Genomic DNA, 18,575 nt, shown 5'->3' with positions numbered 1-18,575 from the left:
CTGGCGGACGCCGGCGGCATGCAGCTGGTGCGCCAGCCCAAGCAGTTCGACGTCATCGTCACCGACAACCTGTTCGGCGACATGCTGTCGGACGTGGCCGCCATGCTCACCGGCTCGCTCGGCATGCTGCCCTCGGCCTCGCTCGGCGCRCCGGATGGTGTCAGCGGCAAGCGCAAGGCGCTCTATGAGCCGGTGCATGGCTCGGCACCCGACATTGCCGGCCAGGGCATTGCCAACCCGATCGCGATGATCGCGTCGTTTGCCATGTGCCTGCGCTATTCCTTCAACCTGGTGAAGGAAGCCGACAATCTGGAGAAGGCGATCGCCACCGTGCTCGACCAGGGCATCCGCACCGGCGACATCATGGCCGAAGGGGCGACGAAGGTCGGCACCACCGAGATGGGCGACGCCATCCTTGCCGAGTTCAAGGCGCTGTCGGCGTAAGCGACAACCGATCCCGGATCGGCGTCACGCTGACGCCAACAGGCCTACGAAAACCAACACCTCCGGAGCGCATCCGGAGGTGTTTTGCGTTTCACGGCCTTGCGAGAATGCGGCGTCTCAGATCGTGATGCCGCCGTCTATGTTGATTGCCTGGCCGGTAATGAAGGCCGCCTCGTCGGAGGCGAGGAAGGCGCAGATGGCGGCGACTTCTTCGACCGTGCCGAACCGGCCGGCCGGCTGGCGGCTGATGAAGGACCGGTAGGCCTCATCCCGGCTTCCAAGCTTTTCGCCAAGTTCGCCGATGCGCTCTTCCAGGGAGGGTGATGCGACAGTGCCGGGGCAGACCGAATTGCAGCGAATGCCCTGAGAAACGTAGTCAGCTGCCACCGCCTTGGTCAGGCCTATGACGCCACCCTTGGCGGCGCCATAGGCGGCACGCCGCGGGAAACCCTTGATCGAGGAGGCAACCGATCCGATGGTGATGATGCTGCCGCCATTGGCCTTCATCTTCGGGATTGCGCCGGCAATGACGTTATAGGCGCTGTCGAGCGTAATGTTCACCGAGCGCCGCCAATCGGCGGGCGAGCATTCCTCGATCGTGCCCTGATGCACGTAGCCGACCGCGTGCACGAGGATATCGACCCGGGCGAAGGCGTCGAAATAGGCACCGACCGCCACATGATCCGTCGCATCGAGCCGCGTCGTTGTAGCCCCTTCGAGCGTGGCGAGCAGCTCGGCATTGATGTCGCTGGCGTGGACCTCGGCGCCTTCAGCCATCAGTCGTTCGGCGACCGCGCGGCCGATGCCTTGGCCGGCAGCCGTGACCACGGCAATGCGCCCGGCCAAACGTCCCGTCTTTTCCTTCATGGTGAAACCCTTCTGCATGTCTAGAGGGATTGAACGACCTGACGCTGGCGGCCGAGTCCATCGATACCGAGTTCGACCACGTCACCGGGCCCAAGATAGCGCGGCGGCTTCTTGCCCATGCCGACGCCGGGGGGCGTGCCGGTGCAGATGAGATCGCCGGGCTCCAGCACGCAGAACTCGCTCATGTAGGAGACGATGGTCGCGACGTCGAAGATCATGCGCGCGGTCGTACCCGCCTGCATGCGCTCGCCGTTGACGTCGAGCCACATCGACAGGGCCTGCGGGTCCGGAACCTCGTCTTTCGTCACAAGCCAGGGGCCCGTCGGGCAGAAATTCGGGAAGCTCTTGCCCTTCACCCACTGCCCGCCGCGCTCCATCTGCCAGGCACGTTCGGAGACGTCGTTGACGATCGTGAAGCCGAGGACATGGTCCATAGCCTCGGCGCGCGATACGTTGAGCGCCCGCTTGCCGATGACGATGCCGAGCTCGACCTCCCAGTCCAGCTTCGACATTTTCTCTGAGTGGAGAAGCGGTGCGTTCGGGCCGCAATAGGTGCCGGCCGCCTTGTTGAAGAGGATCGGTTCGGACGGCACTGGCAGTCCCGCCTCTTCCGCATGGTCGGAGTAGTTGAGGCCGACGCACCAGATTGTACCGGGCCTTGCGACCGGCGGCAGGATGTCCGCATCGACCACCGGCATCACAGGGAGCGCCGCGAAATCGGCGCCGGAGAGCACTGCCAAGACACCAGGCAAAGTCTCCGCCGTGAAGTCCTGGACGAGCGAAGACACCTCCCGCGCGTTGCCCTCGCCGTCGAGGATGCAGGGCACGGCAGAGCCGTCGACGGTGAGACGCAACAATTTCATTCTCTTGGCCTTTCAGTTGGATATGTCTCAGCGAGCGACCATTCAGCCGATCGGAGCGGCTTCGACGGAAAGCCGATAGCGGGTGGTGAAGGTCTGATCGGGTTCGAAGGCAATCGCCGTTGCAACGCCGGAGCCCGCGATGGGGCTGTCGCCCGTGGAGACAGCCGGTCCGAGATCGAAGGCGGATGCGATCGGCTCGACGCCGAGCGCCACGTGCCGCCCATTCCAGGGGTAGGCCTTGCGACCGCGGTTGCTGTACCAAAGCAGCAAGCTTGGGAAATGCTCGTTCTGCCAAGTGAGCCGCGCGCGAAAACCTTCATCGCGATAGTGAAGCGCCAGGCTGCCGTCGATGCCCGAGAGCTGCAGCAGGTCCTCGGTCTCCTCGACAAGCGGCACCTGCGACGCATCGAGCATGACACCTTTGCGCGTCTCGACCTTGCCGAGCGATAACCATTGCCGATCGGGCGAGAACAGAGCCGCGCCCGGTTCGACATCGCCGGGAAAACTCCAGACGCGATCATGGGCGCCGGGTTCGATCGTGACCGAACCGGGACGGCTCGGCAGTCGGAACGTCGGATGCAGGCCGATCGGCAGGCGGCACGGACGCCGGGCCTCGATTTCCAGGGTGATGTCGATGGAGGGCGCATTTGGATCCGGCACGATCTGCCGCCGCAACAGTCGGATCGGATGGTTCTCCGGATAATGGCATTCCATCGCTATCTGGCGGTCGTCGCAGGCACCCCACGCCCAATGGACATTGGAGCTATGGCCATGCGGCACGCCGGCGCCGTCGAAACTCTCACCGTCTACGGACCAGCCTGCAGGAAGCGTGCGGCTGGCGTCGCTGCCGAAAGGCACACACGGCCACTCGCCACGCAATTCCTTCAGGATTTCCGGCAGCGTCTCGCGCTCGGGATCGTTGCCCCAAGGCGCAACTTGCAAGGGGCTGACTTGCCGCCCGTCCGGAAGCAGGAACAGCACCGGGCCGAGCATGCCGCCGAGCGACTGCACCGAGAGGCAGCCATGCGCCCAGGCGAGCGCGCGCCGTGTGGTCTCCGCGCTCACTTTGTAGCCGCCCCGAACCGGTTTTCCGGCATGCCGGCGACCGTGACGCGCATGGCATAGAGGCTGCCGGCGAGACGCTCGGCTGGCCCCGCACCGGCCGTGGTGATGTAAAGCGTCTTCAGGTCGGCGCCACCGAAAGTGCAGGTGGTGATGTTGGTGATCGGCATATCGATCGTCTCGGCAAGGCTGCCATCCGGCGCAACACGGGCGATGCAGCCACCGCCATAACGGCAGTTCCAGAGGAACCCCTCGCTGTCGATCGCCGAGCCGTCGGGCGCGCCGAGATCGAAACCGGTGAAGAAGGGTCGTTCGCCGGAAATCGAGCCGTCCACGGCATGATAGTCGAAGGCGTAAATCTCGTTTGCCAGCGTATCGCCGAAGTAGAAGGTGCTTCGATCCGGGCTCCAGCAGAGCGTGTTGGAAATGCCGAGGCCATGCCGCCATTCGGTGACGGTGCCATCGGGTGCGATCCGGTAGAGGATGCCCTCCCCCGGGGCAACGTCGCCAAGCTGGCCATCCGGAAGCACGTTGTTCTTCATCGAGCCGACCCAGAAGTTTCCGAGGGGATCGGCGCGACCGTCATTCAGCCGAACACGCGGTGAACCGGGCAGGACGAAGCCGTGATCCTGCCGCCGGTCGGTTTCGGGCCACCACCATATGAGCTTCGAGCCGAGAGCGATGAGCAGACGCCCATCTTCACGGGTCAGCGAGATCGCCACCACCGGCTCGTCGAAGAGCCACGTCCTGACCGCGCACGTCGCCTCGTCATAGCGGTGGATCAGAAAGCGGTTGATGTCGGTCCAGTAGAGCGCCGCCTCTTCCGCCGACCAGACGGCGCCCTCGCCGCAGCGGTCGCCGACGGGCGCGACACAGACGAGCTCACGGGCCATCTCCGCCTCCTATTCCGCTGCGATGCTTGTCGGGATCGAACGCGCGGGGCCGAGCGCCTCGGCATTCTGCACAAGCGCCTTCATGTAGCCGAGCGCAAAGGCCTTGCCCGCATGCCAGGAGGCGCCGCAGGTCATGGCCGGCGTATGGTCGGGGATCATCACACCCTGGTAGTTTTCGTCGCGCAGGATGCGGATGATTTCGGCCATGTCGATATCGCCCTCGTCGACGAAGGTCTCGACATAACGCGGCATCTTTCCGCGTACGTTGCGGAAGTGGATGTAGCCGATGCGGCCGGAGCGGGCGAAACGACGAACGTGCTCGTAGATATCCCCTCCCGGCATTTCCTGCAGCGAGCCGAGGCAGAGTTCGAGCCCGTTCGAGGGCGAGTCGACGATCGCCATCAGCCGGTCGTACTTCTCCGGACGGTTGACGAGCCGCGCGGTGCCACGCAGTTCCTCGGCTGGCGGATCGTCCGGGTGAGCGCCGAGCACCACGCCCGCCTCCTCGGCGACCGGCACGACCTCCTTCAGGAAGTGGCTGAGGCGGTCCCAGAGCTCCGCCGAGCTGACGGAAACGGAGGCAGCGCCGGCGACGCCACGACGATAGCGCATGTTCCAGACCATGCCGTCTGGGATCGGCGCATCCGGGCTTGGCGCGATGCTGTTTTCGACGCCGAAGCCGACGGATTCCGCACCGCCGCGGGCATAGGGGCCGCGGGTCCAGCCATAGACGCCGGCAAGCGAGAAATTGTAGCCGATGCAGGGAATGCCGGCGCGACCGGCGTCGCGAATGAGCTGCTTCAGCCCCTCGATCTGCTGCGCCCGCTCTGGCCCGTCGAGCAACACGTCATGCCAGAAGCGCGGCGAGAAGTTCTCGATCGCCGCCACTTCCAGCCCACCGGCCCGCACGTCCTTCACCAGCGCCGACAGCTCTTCGTAAGTCCAGAGCCGGTCACCGGAGCAATCACCCCAGCCGCCCTGGTCGCCACTGTCGATCTTCGGATCCTTGCCGGCGAAATAGTTGGTGAGATGCGCGACGACGTGGGTCGCGCCCGCCTGCAAGGCAAACTGAAAGTTATCCGGGGTGAGTTGCTCCCGGTAGAGCCCAAGGCCGATTTTCATCTTGTCGTTTCCTATCCGATTATTTGACGCCGATGCCGGCGGTGAGGCCGCCGTCGATGCGGAAGTCCGAGCCGGTGACGAAGGCGGCGCGATCCGAGGCGAGATAAGCGACCAGCTCGGCCACCTCCTCCGGCTCGCCGATGCGGCCGATCGGGTGTGCAGCGCCGAAGCGGGCAAAGGCTTCCGCCTCGCTGACGCCCTCGCCGCCATAGGTGCGGGCTGCAAGCGATAGCAGCGGCGTGCGCACCGAGCCTGGGCTGACCGAATTGACCCGGACCTTCGCCGCCGCATGATCGAGCGCCATGGCGCGGGTCAGCGCATGGATCGCGCCCTTGGAAGCGACATAGGCGGCGACGTTCTGCTGGCAGGCATGACCCTGCACCGAGGAGATGTTGACGATCGCGCCGCCGCCGCGCTTCATCATTTCCGGAATGCCGAAGCGGCCGGTGAGATATATCGAGCCGACATTGACCGACAGGCAGCGCGCAAAGGTCTCGGCGCTGGTGTCGAGCACGGTGCCATAGGGGTGAACGGCGGCGGCATTGACGATGATGTCGAGGCCGCCGTGGCGCAGCACCGCCTCGCGCACGGCCGCTTCGACCTCTGCTTCCACGGCAACGTCCGTCAGTCGGGTCGACATCGGCAAGTCGCGCTCTTTGGCTATGCGGTCGAAGATCTCGTTGGTGGCGACGTCGTTGCCACAGGCAAGCACGGTGGCGCCTGACGAGGCGAGCCGGATCGCCGAGGCAAGCCCGATCCCGGACGTGCCGGTGACCAGCGCGATCTTTCCCTTGAATTCAGTCATGATTGTCTCCGCGATGGATCGCGATGATCCGGGCCGGCGTCGACCCGAGATCATAAGCGTGATCGTTGGTCATAAGGGGGAGCGGGATGCGGACACCCCGCGCCGGTCTCAGCGCACCCGTTCCAGAACCTGGTTCAGGAGCACGGCGCCGAGGATGATCCCGCCGCGCACGACGTATTGCCAATATTCGCTGACATTCATCAGCGTCATGCCGTTGGAGATGCATCCAAGGAAGAGCACCCCGATCAGCGTGCCCCAGATCCGGCCCTTGCCGCCGAAGAGCGAGGTACCGCCGATGATGACGGCCGCGATCACGTCGAGTTCCATGCCGGTCGCCGTCGTCCCGGTGCCGGCCCCGATCTGCGAGGCGATCAGCGTGCCGGAGACGGCGGTTAGCGCGCCGGTCAGGCCCAATGTCAGCGCCTTCACCTTCCAGATGTCGATGCCGGAGAGACGTGCCGCCTCCATGTTGCCGCCGACCGCGTAAACCTCACGGCCGAAGCTTGTGTACTTCATCAGGAAGTGCATCGCCGCGAAGGTCAGCGCAAAGATATAGACCGGGAACGGAATGCCGAAGAGATAACCGCCGCCGAGGAAATCGAAACCGAGCGGGAAGGACGACATCGGGAAGCCGCCGGTGATCAAATTGGCGACACCGCGGAGTGCCGCGAAAAGCGCCAGGGTGGTGATGAAGGTCGGCACGTTGAACCACTGCCGGAAACGGCCGGTGAGATAGCCGAGCGAGAAGCCGAGCAGAAGTGCCACCGCAAAACCGACGGTGACCGCGCCCCAGTCACCGAACGTGTCGGTGAAACGGTCGGCGAACCAGGCAACGATGCAGCCGGCGAGCGCGGCACCGGCGCCGACCGAGAGATCGATCTCCCCGCTGATGATAACCGCCGTCATGCCGAAGGCGATGATGCCGAGCATCGAGACGGTGCGCAGCACGTTCAAGACGTTGCTGGTGGAGGCGAAGCCCGGTGCGACGAAGATCAGGAAAATCACCAATGCGGCGAGAATGATCTCCATCGGGTAGGTTTTCAGAAACTTGAGCGGCGTGTTCTGTCCGCCTGTTTCCGTGGTCTGGCTCACGAGTGTCATTGCTTGGCCCCTTCCATGCACAGGCCGTAGAGTTCGGTCAGGTCGGTTTTCGTCGGATCCACTTCGGCGACGACGGCGCCGTGATGCATGACGAGGATGCGGTCGGCGACTTCCAGCACCTCCTCGAGCTCGGTCGAGACAAAGAGGCTGGCAAGGCCATCGGCGGCCTGTTGCCAGATGATGTCGAAGATCTGGCGCTTGGCCTGGACGTCGACGCCGCGGCTCGGCTCATCGAAGAACATCACCGACGGCTGCCGGTTCAACCATTTGCCGATCACCACCTTCTGCTGGTTGCCGCCCGACAGCGACGACACGGGCAGTTCCGGATCGCCGCACTTGATGTGCAGATCGGCGATCTGGCGGCGCACGTGCGGCTGTTCGCGGCGGCGCGAAATGAAGCCTCTGTTGGAGATCGGGCCGAGGCTCGCCATGCAGAGATTGTCGGCGGTCGAAAGCGACTGCACGAGGCCGACCTCCTTGCGATTTTCCGGCGTGTAGCCGAGTCCCGCCTTGCGCATGTCGCGTGGGCTGGCACCGGTCATATCGCGACTGTTGAACGTCACTGAACCGCTGTCGATCCGGTCGGCGCCGAAGATCGCCCTCATCAGTTCGGTGCGCCCGGCGCCGAGCAGGCCGGCGATTCCGAGGATTTCGCCCGGATAGAGATCGAAAGAAACATTCTGAAAATGCCCGGAGCGGCTGAGATCCCGCACCTCGAGCACCGGCCGGGTGCGATCGAGCGTGCGCCGCGGCGGCCGCGTTGCGCGGGCGGCATCGCCGAACATCATGCCGACGATCGCCGAAGGCGTCGTCGCCTTCATCTCGACCGCGCCGATGTAATGGCCGTCGCGGATCACCGTGCAGGTATCGGCAATCTCGAAAAGCTCGCTCATCCGATGGGTGATGTAGATCATCGTCACGCCGCGGGCGCGCAGCCGTTCGATCAGTGCGAAGAGCTGCTTGACCTCGCGCGACGCCAGCGCCGAGGTCGGTTCGTCCAAGAGCAGGATCGACGGGTTGAAGGACATCGCCTTGACGATTTCCACCACCTGCTGCTGGCCGACGCTCAGCGCCGAAACCGGCTGGCGGGAATCGATCGCAAGCCCCATGTCGGCAAGCAATTCGCCGGCGCGCTTGTGCAGGCCCGCCCAGTCGACGACGCTGAAACCGGCGCGACGCCGATGCGGCAGCCGGCCGAGAAAGATGTTCTCGCCGACAGAAAGCTCCGGCACCAGCGAGAGCTCCTGGTGCACGGTGACGATGCCGGCGGCAAAGGCATCATGCGGCGAGGTGAAATGGCGATCCTCGCCATTGACACTGATCGTGCCCGATGTCGGCTCGGTGACGCCGGCAAGCAGCTTGACGAGCGTTGATTTGCCCGAGCCGTTCTTGCCCATCAGGGCATGCACCTGGCCGGGGGCGAAGCTGTGGGTGAATTCGGAGAGGGCGACAGTCGGACCGTAACGCTTGGTCACGGCCCGAAAGTCCAGCCGTCCCTGCACCCCTTGCAACGCGGCTGAACTCGGTTGCGGATAGCTCATGCGGATTTCCTGCTGTGCAAGACGAGGGAGTGGCGGGCGCGATGTCCCGCCGCTCGGCTGACGTCAAAACCCAATCACTTCAGCGCCTTCAGGCCTTCCTTGTAGGCCGCGACCGCCTGCGTATCGGCGCGCGTCAGAGGCAGCACCGGCACGTTGACCTTGGTCTCGATCTTCTTGCCGTCGAGCAGGTTCTGTGCCGCTTCGATCGCCTGCTTGCCGACCTCGAGCGGCTGCTGCGCCGTCGTTGCCTGCAGTACGTTGTCGGAATTCAGCAACATGTTGGCGAGCTGCTCGGAACCGTCGGTGCCGAAGACGAAGACCTTGCCTTCGAGGCCTGCCTTTTTCACGGCCTGGACCGCACCGATCGTGCCGCCCTCGTTGGCAGCGTAGATCACCTGGATATCGGGATTGGCCGTCAGCATGTCGCTTGCGACCGCGAGCGCCTTTTCGGCAAGCCAGGCATCCTGCTGGGCGACGATATCGACCTGGTCCTTGACGACGCTTAAGAACCCGTCGACGCGGGCGTTCGACTGTTCAGGCAGCAGTGCCTTGAAGGCGAGCGTGCCGATCTTGACCTTGCCACCATTGCCGAGGGTCTTCAGGAAGTCGGTTGCGGCGTTGCCTGTGCCGATGCCGATATCGCGGTCCGAGCTCGTCACCGTCGCCTGGGCGACGTCGCCATTGGCCGAAGTGCCGTAGGTGACGACCGTGATGCCAGCATCACGCGCCTTCTTCAGCGCCGGCACCGAGGCATCGGCCGAAAGCGGCGCCACGACGATCGAGTTCACGCCGCGAGCGATGTAGGTGTCGATGAGCTGCGCTTCCTTCTCCAGCTTGCTGTCGCTGTTGCCGGCGAGAAGCTCGTCGCCGGCGGCTTCCGCAGCCTTCTCCATGCCGATCTGGATGCCGCGGAAATACTGGTCCTGCTGGAAGACGATGCCAGCGATCGCCTTGCCGCCAGCAAAGGCTGCGCCCGGCGCAAAGCTGACGGTGGCAAGAAGTGCGGCAAGCGCCAGACGTTTCATGTTGCTCATATTGGTTCTCCTCCCAAGTGCCCTGTTCGTGCCGCCGGACCAACGGGCGAAAATCCGGCAAATGGCTGCCCGCACCGCGTGAAGCGCGGTTCGGACCCAATCTCCAAATGTTTATCGTGGCTGCGAGCTGCCCGGCACGGCATCGACGAAGCGGATGCCGAACTCCAGATGACGGCTCATCAGGTAGACATAGGCGATGCGGTCGCGCGCCCTCAGCGCCCGGATGATCTCGGCATGCGCCTCGAAGGTCGCCGCGTGCACCGGACGTTCGGCCTTGCCGAGCCGCATGACCTCCTCGATCACCGAACGCAGCATGTGATAGGCGGCAAGCGTCGTGCGGTTGCCCGAGAGTTCGACGATCGCCGAATGGAACTCATAGTCGCACTGTGCGGCTGCCTCGACGCTCTCGGCCTCAAGGATCCTGGAATTGATCGCATCGAGCCGGTCGAAATCGGCGTCGCTGGCCGTCAGGATGATGTGTTCGCCGACACCGGTCTCGATGATGCGGCGGAAGCCCTGCAGGTCATGAAACGAGTCCGGTGAGATACCGTTGTGAAAGGCAAAGAGCCGGCGGATCGCCTCGCCGTGGCCACCGCTGATCACGGCGCCCACCTTCGGCCGGGTCTCGACCATGCCATAGGCGCGCAGCACCTGCAGCGCCTCGCGCACGGTGTTGCGGCCGGCCTGGAACTGTTCGCCGAGATCACGCTCGGTCGGCAACGCGTCACCGACACCAAGGCCACGCTCAGAAATCATGTCGCGGATCTGCTCGACCAGCCGATCGACGGCCGAGGTCTTGCCCGGCTCCACGGCCTCGACGCCCGACAACACCTCTTCCCTTACCGAACTGCTCACCGGCTCTCCTCCCTGCGATGCCTTATTTGTTGGTCCAGATTGCAGTTTCCGTCAAGCGAAAATTTTAAGGCCTCAGCTTAATCGGTGATTTTCACGCGAAATCTCCGCTTTCAGACTTGAATTGTTGGACCAATGGGACATTATTGCCGGGCGTGGTCCAACAATAGCCACGGAAGCGGGTAGGAGTTCTGCATGAGACTGATGGAAGAGTGCTTTCGCTGGTACGGGCCCAACGATCCGGTGCCGCTCAGCCACATCCGGCAGGCGGGCGCCACAGGGATCGTGTCGGCGCTGCATCACATTTACGACGGCTCGCCGTGGTCCGATGAGGCTATCCTTAAGCAGAAGGCGCTGATCGAGGCGGCCGGCCTGCGCTGGAGCGTCGTCGAGAGCATTCCGGTGCACAATTCGATCAAGCTCGCGACGCCAGATAGCGATCGCTATATCGGCTGGTACAAGGATACGCTTCGCGCCCTGGCACGTTCGGGCATCAGCATCGTCTGCTACAACTTCATGCCGGTGGTCGACTGGACGCGCACGGAACTGATGCAGCCTTTGGCCAATGGCGGCTTTGCGCTGCGCTTCGATGCTGTCGATTTTGCCGCTTACGACCTCTTCGTCCTGCAGCGTCCGCATGTGGAGGACAGCTACTCAACGCAGCAGATCGCCGCCGCCCGCCAGCGTTTCGACGAGATGGACCAGGCGAAAATCGACCGGATCGAACGCAATCTGATCGCCGGTCTTCCGGCCACCGAGCGCCAGTTCAACCGGGCGAGCTTCCTCGCAGCCCTCTCGGAATATAATGGCGTCACCGCCGACATCTTGCATGAGAACCTCGCGCGCTTCCTCAGGGAGATCGTGCCGGTCGCAGAAGAAGTCGGTATCCGGCTCTGCATCCATCCGGATGACCCAGCCTTCTCTCTCTATGGCCTGCCGCGGATCGTTTCGACGCCGGCCGACGTCCGGCGCATTCTCGCTGCCGTCGACAGTCCGGCCAACGGCATCACCTTCTGCACCGGCTCTTACGGCACACGCGCCGACAACGATTTGCCGGCCATGGTGCGCGAATTCGGCCCGCGCATCCATTTCGCCCATCTGCGCAACGTCCAGCGCGAAGAAGACGGATCCTTCTACGAGGCCGACCATCTTGGCGGATCGAGCGACATGCCCGCGGTGATATTGGCGTTGATGCAGGAGCAGGAGCGCCGCGTCCGCGAGGGTCGCACCGACTGGCAGATCCCGCTTCGGCCCGATCACGGCCATCTGCTCGCAGACGACATCGGCAAGGAGCGGATCAACCCCGGCTATTCGCTGATCGGGCGCTTGAAGGGTCTCGCAGAAATCAGAGGCGTCATGCAGGGCATTGCAACGGCCATGGCGCACAAGGATTGAGGGAAGACATGAAACATTTTGAAGACGATACCGAACTCTTTACCGCCATGCGCAGCCGGCTGTTCACGGCCGTGGTCGGCGACATTCTCGACACGATGGGCCTGCAGCACCAGTTCCTGCCGCCGCAGATCAAGGCGCTGCGCGACGACATGGTCGCTGTGGGCCGCGCGATGCCCGTGCTGGAGGCGGATTTTTTCGCGACCGCTGAGGCCGGCGGCCATTCGGAATTCAGCGCCAAGCCTTTCGGCCTGATGTTCCATGCACTCGATAGCCTGAAGGAAAACGAGATCTACGTCTGTTCCGGCTCGTCGCCGCGCTATGCGGTCTGGGGCGAACTGATGTCGACGCGAGCAATGAAACTCAAGGCGGCCGGTGCGATCTGCGACGGCTATTGCCGCGACAGCGCCGGCATTCTCGCGCTCGATTTCCCGACCTTCTGCTACGGCTCCTACGCCCAGGACCAGGGCCCACGCGGCAAGGTCGTCGACTACGGCATCCCGATCGAGATCGGCGGCATCCGCATCCGGCCGGGCGACATCCTCTTCGGCGACCGCGACGGCGTGCTCGTCATCCCGAAGGAGGCGGAGCGCGAGGCGATCGCGCTGGCGCTGGAAAAGGCCGAGACTGAAAACAAGGTGCGGCTGGCGATCGAGGCCGGCATGAGCACCGTCGAGGCCTTCGAACGCTTCGGCGTCATGTAACGACAGAATGATGAGGTGCCGGGAGACGGCGCCTCACCTCAACCGGCTCAGATCCACGGGGCGACCGTTGATGATCGCCTCCATCGAGAAGAAGCCGGTGACCGTGGCGAGGTCGAAATTGGTGATGAGCTTCTGGTAGAAGGTGTCATAGCCGCGCATGCCGCGGGTCACCACCTTGATCAGATAATCCCAATCCCCGCCGATGCGATAGAAATCGATCACCTCCGGCAACCGCTCGACATGCTGCCGAAAACCGTCGCTCCATTCCTTGGAGTGATGGCGGGTGCGGATCATCACGAACACGGTGAGATCCAGCCCCAAAGCGTCGAGATCGATGTCTGCATGCGAGCCCCGGATCACACCGATTGCCTGCAGGCGCTGGAGGCGCCGCCAGCAGGCGTTTTGCGACAGGCCGACCTTTTCGGCCAGATCCCGCTGCGACAGCGACGAATCTTTTTGCAATGCGGTAAGAATGTTCAGATCGAAAGCATCGATTTTGAGCGACGATTCGATCATTTGACACAATTCCTCGATGAAACCGCAGAAGATAGGTGAGGTTTTCGACCCTGGACGGGATTACAATTGCTGTCAATGTCCGCTCCGAGGAGTAAGCGCGATGATCGTGCCCGCCGTCCACCAACCCTGCGAGGCGCTCTCGCCGCTCGCCCGGTTCCGCCAGTCCCTCAACCGGCCGGGTCTCGTCGCCGAGCTACGCGACGACCTGGTCGGAGCGAAGGCGCGGATCGCCGGTCCCTACGGCACGAAGGCACTGGTCTATGCCGACTACGTCGCCTCCGGCCGCGCGCTGCGCGTGATCGAAGATTTCGTGCTCGAAGAGGTCCTGCCTTACTACGCCAACAGCCACACCGAAGCCTCCTATTGCGGGGGCTTCATGACCCGGATGCGGCGGGAAGCGCGGGCGCTGATCGGGGAATTCTGCGGCGCCACGGCCGACCATGCCGTGATCTTCACCGGCTCCGGTGCGACCTCCGGCATCAACCGTCTGGTCAAGCTCGTCGGCGTTAGCGACGCGGTTGCTGCCGGCCAAACCGTCCGCGTCATCATCGGCCCCTACGAGCACCACTCCAACATCCTGCCCTGGCGCGAAAGCGGCGCTGAGATCGTTGAGATCGCCGAATGCCCGGCGGGTGGACCGGACCTCACGGAACTTCGCAAAGCGCTGAGCGTTGGCTCGTCCGACCTGACAGTCTGTACCCTCTCGGCCGGCTCGAACATCACCGGCATCACCAGCGACGTGGCCGCGATCACCCGCATGGTCAAGGCTGCCGGTGCGAAGATGATCTGGGACTATGCCGGCGCCGGCCCCTATGTTCCAATCGCCATGTCTCCCGTTTCCGGTGCCGAGATCGACGCCATCGTCGTCTCGCCGCACAAGTTCATCGGTGGCCCGGGTGCTTCCGGCATCCTGATCGTTCGCCGCGACAGTGTCACGACCGACAAGCCGACCTGGCCGGGCGGCGGCACGGTGAAGTTCGTTTCGCCGGATACACACGACTACAGCGCCAACATCGAGGCCCGCGAAGAGGCCGGAACGCCGAACGTCGTCGGTGACATCCGTGCAGCCCTTGCCTTCATCGTCAAACACGCGATCGGGCTTGAGAGCATGGAGCGGCGCAACCGCGAACTGGCGGAGCAGGCGTTTGCCGCCTGGAGGGCCATTCCGCAACTGGAACTGCTCGGCTTGCAAGAACCGGACCGGCTGCCGATCTTTTCGTTCCGCATCAGGAACGGCAAGGGCGGCTATGTCCACCAGCAGCTCGTCACCCGCATGCTGAGCGACCGCTTCGGCATCCAGGCGCGCGGCGGCTGCGCCTGCGCCGGACCTTACGTTCACCGGCTGCTGTCGATCGATGCCGAGCACTCCGAACAGATCCGCCAGGCGATCCTTGCCGGCGAGGAAATCGAGAAGCCGGGTTTCACCCGGCTGAACTTCAGCGTGCTGCTTTCGGAAGACAAGGTGAAGTACATTCTTGATTGCGTCACGCAGCTCGCCGCCGACGCCCCGAGCTTCGAAGCCGATTACGATTTTGACCCCGCCCGCGCGATCTTCTTCCCGTGCGCCGCGGCTGAAGAGGCCCTCGCCTATGCATAAGCCCGATGTTACCGGCTTCTACGATCCCCGCACCGGCAGCATCCAATATGTCGTCGCCGACCCGGCGACGGGCAAATGCGCGATCATCGATCCGGTGCTGGACTTCGATGAAAAGTCCGGCTCGACCGCGACGCGGAATGCCGATGCGATCCTCGACCATATCGCCGCCAAGGGTTTGACGGTCGAGTGGATCCTCGACACCCACCCGCACGCCGACCATTTCTCGGCGGCGCGCTACCTCAAAGCGAAGACCGGCGCGCCGACGGCGATCGGCGAACATGTGAAGGGCGTGCAGCGGATCTGGAAGGAGATCTACAACTGGCCGGACTTCGCCTGCGACGGTTCGCAATGGGACCGGCTGTTTGCCGACGGCGAGACGTTTCAGATCGGTGAGCTCAAGGCCCACGTCATGCATTCGCCGGGACATACGCTCGCCTCGATCTCTTGCGTGATCGGCGACGCCGCCTTCATTCACGACACGCTGTTCATGCCCGACAGCGGCTCGGCCCGCGCCGACTTTCCGGGCGGAAGCGCTGCCGACCTCTGGCGCTCGATCCAGGCCATTCTGGCACTGCCGGACGAAACACGGCTCTTCACCGGCCACGACTATTGCCCCGGCGGCCGCGAGGCGCGCTGGGAAAGCACGGTCGCCGAACAGAAGGCCACGAACCCGCACGTTGCCGGCAAGTCCGAGGCCGATTTCGTCGGCCTGCGCGAGGCGCGCGACCGCACCCTGCCGATGCCGAAGCTCATCCTGTACGCGCTGCAGGTGAACGTGCGTGGCGGCGAGCTCCCTGTCGCCGAGGACAACGGCCGACGCTACCTGAAGATACCGCTCGACGCGCTGCCCGGTTCGGTCTGGGGGTAGCGGCATCGTGGCGGACCCCTTCCAGCAGATGCTGCTTGCGATCGGCTCCGGTTCGCTCACCGGCTTCACGCTCGGCCTGATCGGCGGTGGCGGCTCGATCCTGGCGACGCCGCTCCTGATCTATGTCGTCGGCATCCGCGACGTGCACACCGCGCTCGGCACCGGAGCGCTTGCGGTTTCCGCCAATGCCTATCTCAACCTGATAAGCCACGCGCTCCGCGGTCATCTCTGGTGGCGCTGCGCGCTGATCTTCACGGTCGCGGGTTCGCTTGGCGCCTTTTTCGGCTCCAGCCTCGGCAAGCTGATCGATGGCCAGCGATTGCTGTTCCTCTTCGGCCTCGTGATGATGTTCGTCAGCTTCGCCATGCGGAAGGTCAGGTGCGACACGGCGGCGACACCGCAGTCGCTTTCGCTCGGCACACACGGCAAGACCGGCTTGACAGCGCTTCTGACCGGCACCTGTTCCGGCTTCTTCGGCATCGGCGGCGGTTTCCTCATCGTTCCCGGACTGCTGCTTGCGACCGGCATGCCGCTCATCAACGCTGTGGGCACGTCGCTGCTTGCTGTCGGCACCTTCGGCCTGACGACCGCGATCAACTATGCCGCCTCTGGATTGGTGGATTGGCGCATCGCCGGCTACTTCATCCTGGGTGGCGTCGCGGGTGGCGTGATCGGCACGATCGTTTCGACGCAGCTTTCGACCCAGCGCGATACGCTGACCAAGATTTTCCGTGCGATCATCTTTTCCGTCAGCCTTTACGTTCTCTGGCGCAGCTACGGAGCCGTGTGACCGGCTTCGCCGTCCGCAATCCATATGACGGCGCGACTGATCGGTCCTTGGCCGGAAACATACGCAGCGAGTCCGGAATCGTACTATCTGGATCATTCAAGACAACGGCGTGGCGTGTTTTAATCCTGTCAGCACTCTTTCGGACAGGAATAATCCAATGACCGTTCAATCCATGGACCTCTCGAACAGCACGCCGTTGACCCGCAGGTCGATCTCGCAGCTTCCGATCAACCTGTTCGCCTCGGTAATGGGCATAACCGGCCTGAGCCTCGCCTGGCGCGAAGCCACCAGGACGATCGGTCTGCCGGCCCTTCCCGGCGAATATGTCGGCTGGCTCGGGACTTCGATCTTTCTAAGCCTTGCGCTCGGCTACGCTTTCAAGTGGCACCGCCATCCGGCCACGGTCGCCGCCGAATTCGCCCATCCGGTTCAAAGCAACTTCTTCGCAACGGTCGCAATCGGCTTGCTTCTGCAGTCAGCTTTTCTGAACCGCTATAGCCCGCTGCTGTCAGAAGTCGTCTGGACGGCTGCGTCGGCGCTGACCTTCGCCCTCGCTTATGTCGTCGCCAGGGGCTTCCTCGGCCGGCAACAGTCGCGCGATACGACGCTGCCGCCGCTGCTCATCCCCGGTGTCGCCACTCTGGATATCGCCGTTACCGGCCACGCCATGCCGTTCGCCTGGGCACATGAGGTCAACATGCTTGCCTTCTCGGTCGGCAGCGTCATCGCCGCAGTCTTCATTGCGCTGATCTTCTCGCGGTTGCGCCATGAAGATCCACTTCCGGCGCTGGCTCGGCCGTCTCTCATGGTTCTGGTCGCCCCCTTTGCCGTCGGCTTCCTCGCCTATACCAATGTCACGGGTTCGGTCGATCTCTTCGCCACGGTCCTGTTCTACTTCGCGCTGTTTCTGATGCTCGTCCTGTCGCCGATGGTATTCCGCTCCCATGTCCCCTTCAGCGTCGGCTGGTGGGCGATCAGCTTTCCGCTTGCTGCGCTCTCGATCGCCTTCTTCCGGTATGCTGCGTCTGCCGAGAGCACCGTCCTCACCGGGCTGGCTGGACTGTTCTTTCTGTTTCTGGCTGGCGCGATTGCGGTTGTCTTCTATCGGACGATCAGCATCATCCTCACCGGCAGATTGTTCGAGGTTCGCTAATGGCCGTTCACAAAGTCGCGATCGTCGCAATGCAGGGCGTCCAGCTCCTCGACGTTATCGGCCCTTCGGACGTGTTCGCGGAGGCCAACCGTCAGAGGGGCACCGACCATTATTCGGTGGAGGTCGTCAGCGCCTCCACCGCCCCGGTGCGTGGGTCTTCCGGGCTGACCCTCCTTCCCGACCGTGCGATGGATGACGGCATTGCCGACATCGATACCCTGCTGGTTGCCGGGGACCCGCTCATTCACGAACGACCGCTTCCGATATCGCTTCTGACTTGGGTGAAGGACGCATCCGCCCGTGCCAGTCGCTTCGGATCGGTATGCTCCGGCGCCTTCGTGCTCGGCGAAGCGGGCCTGTTGAACGGCAGGCGGGCGACGACGCATTGGTCGCAAGCGGCGGAATTCGGCAAGCGCTTTCCGGAGGTGAAGCTCGAGCCCAACCGCATCTTTACCAAGGACGGCAATGTCTGGACCTCGGCGGGCGTGACAGCCGGCATCGACCTCGCACTTGCCATCGTCGAAAAGGATCTCGGCCTGCACATCGCCTTGAAAGTCGCGCGTGAACTTGTTGTCTTCCTCAAGCGACCCGGCGGCCAGACCCAGTTCAGCACGCTCCTTGCCGGCCAGCTTGCGCAGAAGACCCCTATTCGCGCGGCGCAGGACTACATTGCCGACAACCTCTCTGCCGATCTCGGTGTCGGGGCGATCGCCAGGCGCACCGGCATGAGCGAGCGAAACTTCTCCAGGCAATTCAAGCAGGAGGTGGGCATGACGCCGGCTGACTATGTTGAGAGCATGCGGCTTGAGGCGGGGCGCAGATTGGCCGAAGACACAAGCATCCCGCTCAAAAAGATTGCGACCGATATCGGCTTCCATGACGATATCGCCTTCCGTCGTTCCTTCGTTCGTCGATTCGGCACGTCGCCGGCGGCTTATCGAAAGAGCTTCGGCTCCTAAGCCTCGCTCAAG

General features: G+C 63.7%; 19 protein-coding genes. 8 read left to right on the top strand and 11 right to left on the bottom strand.

Going from position 1 to position 18,575, the window contains the following annotated elements:
• On the top strand, positions 1-444 hold a 444-nt coding region (locus ASD01_RS05915; protein WP_244495191.1), incomplete at its 5' end, for an isocitrate/isopropylmalate family dehydrogenase.
• A 117-nt stretch (positions 445-561) separates the two neighbouring features.
• Here the strand turns inward: ASD01_RS05915 and ASD01_RS05910 are convergent.
• From ASD01_RS05910 to ASD01_RS05865, 10 genes are all read right to left on the bottom strand, one after another.
• Positions 562-1,311, bottom strand: a complete 750-nt coding sequence (locus tag ASD01_RS05910) for an SDR family oxidoreductase (protein WP_034787996.1) — start codon at positions 1,309-1,311, stop codon at positions 562-564.
• A gap of 20 nt (positions 1,312-1,331) precedes the next feature.
• Positions 1,332-2,174, bottom strand: coding sequence for a fumarylacetoacetate hydrolase family protein (locus tag ASD01_RS05905; RefSeq protein ID WP_034787913.1), 843 nt, complete (start codon positions 2,172-2,174; stop codon positions 1,332-1,334).
• Between the two features lie 42 nt (positions 2,175-2,216).
• Positions 2,217-3,239 (bottom strand): hypothetical protein, encoded by a 1,023-nt coding sequence (locus tag ASD01_RS05900; RefSeq protein ID WP_034787909.1) that lies wholly within the window; start codon positions 3,237-3,239, stop codon positions 2,217-2,219.
• Positions 3,236-4,129, bottom strand: coding sequence for an SMP-30/gluconolactonase/LRE family protein (locus tag ASD01_RS05895; protein WP_034787905.1), 894 nt, complete (start codon positions 4,127-4,129; stop codon positions 3,236-3,238). Before ASD01_RS05895 ends, ASD01_RS05900 begins: the two co-directional genes overlap by 4 nt.
• Before the next feature lie 9 nt (positions 4,130-4,138).
• Complete coding sequence (locus ASD01_RS05890) at positions 4,139-5,251, bottom strand: mannonate dehydratase (protein WP_034787903.1); 1,113 nt, start codon at positions 5,249-5,251, stop codon at positions 4,139-4,141.
• A 19-nt stretch (positions 5,252-5,270) separates the two neighbouring features.
• Positions 5,271-6,056, bottom strand: coding sequence for an SDR family NAD(P)-dependent oxidoreductase (locus ASD01_RS05885; RefSeq protein WP_034787900.1), 786 nt, complete (start codon positions 6,054-6,056; stop codon positions 5,271-5,273).
• A 108-nt stretch (positions 6,057-6,164) separates the two neighbouring features.
• Complete coding sequence (locus ASD01_RS05880; protein WP_034787896.1) at positions 6,165-7,157, bottom strand: ABC transporter permease; 993 nt, start codon at positions 7,155-7,157, stop codon at positions 6,165-6,167.
• Positions 7,154-8,698: a sugar ABC transporter ATP-binding protein gene (locus ASD01_RS05875; protein WP_082566297.1), complete on the bottom strand. Its 1,545-nt coding sequence runs from the start codon at positions 8,696-8,698 to the stop codon at positions 7,154-7,156. The genes ASD01_RS05880 and ASD01_RS05875 overlap by 4 nt, the downstream gene beginning before the upstream one ends.
• A 74-nt stretch (positions 8,699-8,772) precedes the next feature.
• Complete coding sequence (locus ASD01_RS05870; protein WP_051659114.1) at positions 8,773-9,732, bottom strand: substrate-binding domain-containing protein; 960 nt, start codon at positions 9,730-9,732, stop codon at positions 8,773-8,775.
• 111 nt (positions 9,733-9,843) lie between these two features.
• Entirely contained in the window at positions 9,844-10,587 is a 744-nt protein-coding gene (locus ASD01_RS05865) for a FadR/GntR family transcriptional regulator (RefSeq protein ID WP_051659113.1), read from the bottom strand.
• Positions 10,588-10,788: 201 nt separating this feature from the next.
• Here ASD01_RS05865 and uxuA point away from each other — a divergent pair, with 201 nt between their 5' ends.
• Both uxuA and ASD01_RS05855 read left to right on the top strand, forming a co-directional pair.
• The gene (uxuA, locus tag ASD01_RS05860) at positions 10,789-11,979 is read left to right on the top strand and encodes a mannonate dehydratase (RefSeq protein WP_034787871.1); all 1,191 of its coding nucleotides are present in this window, start codon (positions 10,789-10,791) and stop codon (positions 11,977-11,979) included.
• A gap of 8 nt (positions 11,980-11,987) precedes the next feature.
• Entirely contained in the window at positions 11,988-12,680 is a 693-nt protein-coding gene (locus ASD01_RS05855) for an RraA family protein (protein ID WP_034787868.1), read from the top strand.
• A gap of 33 nt (positions 12,681-12,713) precedes the next feature.
• On the opposite strand, the gene ASD01_RS05850 is transcribed toward ASD01_RS05855, so the two are convergent.
• Positions 12,714-13,196 (bottom strand): Lrp/AsnC family transcriptional regulator, encoded by a 483-nt coding sequence (locus tag ASD01_RS05850; RefSeq protein WP_034787865.1) that lies wholly within the window; start codon positions 13,194-13,196, stop codon positions 12,714-12,716.
• A 100-nt stretch (positions 13,197-13,296) separates the two neighbouring features.
• On the opposite strand from ASD01_RS05850, the gene ASD01_RS05845 reads away from it, so the two are divergent.
• The 5 genes from ASD01_RS05845 to ASD01_RS05825 all read left to right on the top strand — a co-directional run bounded on the left by ASD01_RS05845 (position 13,297) and on the right by ASD01_RS05825 (position 18,563).
• Positions 13,297-14,793, top strand: a complete 1,497-nt coding sequence (locus tag ASD01_RS05845; protein ID WP_082566296.1) for an aminotransferase class V-fold PLP-dependent enzyme — start codon at positions 13,297-13,299, stop codon at positions 14,791-14,793.
• A complete protein-coding gene (locus tag ASD01_RS05840; protein WP_060643635.1) occupies positions 14,786-15,661 on the top strand; it encodes an MBL fold metallo-hydrolase in 876 nt (291 codons plus the stop codon). Before ASD01_RS05845 ends, ASD01_RS05840 begins: the two co-directional genes overlap by 8 nt.
• Before the next feature lie 28 nt (positions 15,662-15,689).
• On the top strand, positions 15,690-16,451 hold the full coding sequence (locus ASD01_RS05835; RefSeq protein WP_034787855.1) for a sulfite exporter TauE/SafE family protein: 762 nt from the start codon (positions 15,690-15,692) through the stop codon (positions 16,449-16,451).
• Positions 16,452-16,608: 157 nt separating this feature from the next.
• Positions 16,609-17,604, top strand: coding sequence for an SLAC1 anion channel family protein (locus ASD01_RS05830; RefSeq protein ID WP_034787853.1), 996 nt, complete (start codon positions 16,609-16,611; stop codon positions 17,602-17,604).
• Positions 17,604-18,563 (top strand): GlxA family transcriptional regulator, encoded by a 960-nt coding sequence (locus ASD01_RS05825; protein WP_060643634.1) that lies wholly within the window; start codon positions 17,604-17,606, stop codon positions 18,561-18,563. Before ASD01_RS05830 ends, ASD01_RS05825 begins: the two co-directional genes overlap by 1 nt.
• Positions 18,564-18,575: the final 12 nt, after the last annotated feature.

It is taken from the genome of Ensifer sp. Root423 (assembly GCF_001426275.1).
In the GTDB taxonomy this organism is placed as follows: Bacteria; Pseudomonadota; Alphaproteobacteria; order Rhizobiales; family Rhizobiaceae; genus Ensifer; species Ensifer adhaerens.
This window is presented reverse-complemented; position numbering and strand designations above follow the sequence as displayed.